The organism is Lactobacillus nasalidis (genome assembly GCF_016587775.1).
Taxonomy (GTDB): Bacteria; Bacillota; Bacilli; order Lactobacillales; family Lactobacillaceae; genus Lactobacillus; species Lactobacillus nasalidis.
Map to the genome: position 1 here is coordinate 1 of NZ_BOCG01000351.1, position 1,396 is coordinate 1,396.

A 1,396-nucleotide genomic window follows, 5' to 3' on the forward strand; every position below is an offset into this window, starting at 1 on the left:
GTCATGCGGCAGGGCAAGCTGCACGAGCCGATCAGCTACAGTTTCACTTCCAGCGACGGCAGCCGCTGGCTCCTCAAGGTTGCCCCGAAAAACGGCTGGAACTACAACAAGCAGGGCTGGTTCCTGGGCTACATTGTGATCATCGACTTCGCGATCGCGGGCTTGATGCTTTGGGTCATCAGCCGGCGGATCAGCGGCCGGATTCTGGAAAAAGAAGCCACCCTTGATCCCCTTACCCAGGCCCTCAACCGGCAGGGTTTTGACTGGCGCTTAAAGAGCCTTTCAAGCAAAAAGCAGCCGGCAACCACGGTCATCATGCTCGACATCGACGACTTCAAGTCGATCAACGACGTCTTCGGCCACCAGACCGGGGACGCGGTCCTGGTGCAGCTGACCAAGAACCTGAAGCAGTGCTTCGGCCCTTCGGCCATCATCGGCCGCAACGGCGGGGACGAATTCGTCATCGCCCTGGCCGGCGGAATGGACAAGAACCGGGACCAGATCAAGCGCCTGTCGAGCATGGAGCAGGAAGTCAATTTTGGCCGGGACGTCATTCCCTTCTCGGTTTCCATTGGCTACAGCGAATTCCCTGGCCAGGCCAAGGACTATGAAGAAGCCTTGAAGTTTGCCGACGCGGCCCTGTACGAGGTCAAGATCGCCGGCAAGAACAACTTCGCCAGCTACAAGTCCAGCCTGTCGGGCAAGAAGCACCACAACCAGCTGGGCCTGGGCCTCAGAGCCCTGGCGGCCGGCGATCCGACCCCGCTCATGGTCATTCAGCTCAAGAGCCGGGAGGCCATCTACGTCAACAAGAGTCTGCTGGAACTGTTCGGCTGCGAACTGTCGGCAGAATTCTACGACTATTATGGCCAGACCCTGCTCAACCTGCTTTCCCCGGGCGACCGGGACCGGGTCGAGGAAGAGTTCACGGACTTCACCACGTCAGCTGAAGACGAGGAGCGCTTCCGGACCGACTGCCAGATCATGACGGCTGACGCCCGCACCCTGCGGGTCCGCTGCGACATGAAGTATTCAGTCAACCAGCGCTACGGCGTCCTGGTTTATATCAGTTTTATTTTGAGCTAGGAGAGAAAAAATGGCTGAAGAAGAGCAAAAATTAAACATTCCCAACCTGCAGATCTTGGGCCAAGATGACAGCCCGCTGTTTCAAGGAGCCGGCAGCGATGCCAAGTCTGTCGTTTATCCTAAGCAGTTCGCCAAGCATCCTGCCTTTAGGAAAGTTTTTCAGCCGGGCAAGCTGACTTTCGGCTTGATGGCGCCTTTCAAGGGCTACCCGGACTGCCAGATCCCCGACGTCAGCGACCTCTTTGACTGCGCCAAGGCAGCTGAAGACGCCGGCTTTGACGCCCTGTGGATCCGGGACGTGCCTTTCTAT

The 1,396-nt window shown here is 58.0% G+C and carries 1 protein-coding gene and 1 pseudogene; both read left to right on the forward strand.

Annotated elements, in window-relative coordinates; genetic code table 11:
* A partial coding sequence (locus lacNas_RS06725) for a diguanylate cyclase domain-containing protein (RefSeq protein WP_201346716.1) occupies positions 1-1,086 on the forward strand: 1,086 nt, incomplete at its 5' end.
* A 10-nt stretch (positions 1,087-1,096) separates the two neighbouring features.
* Positions 1,097-1,396, forward strand: a pseudogene (locus lacNas_RS14250) (LLM class flavin-dependent oxidoreductase); the annotation flags it as partial.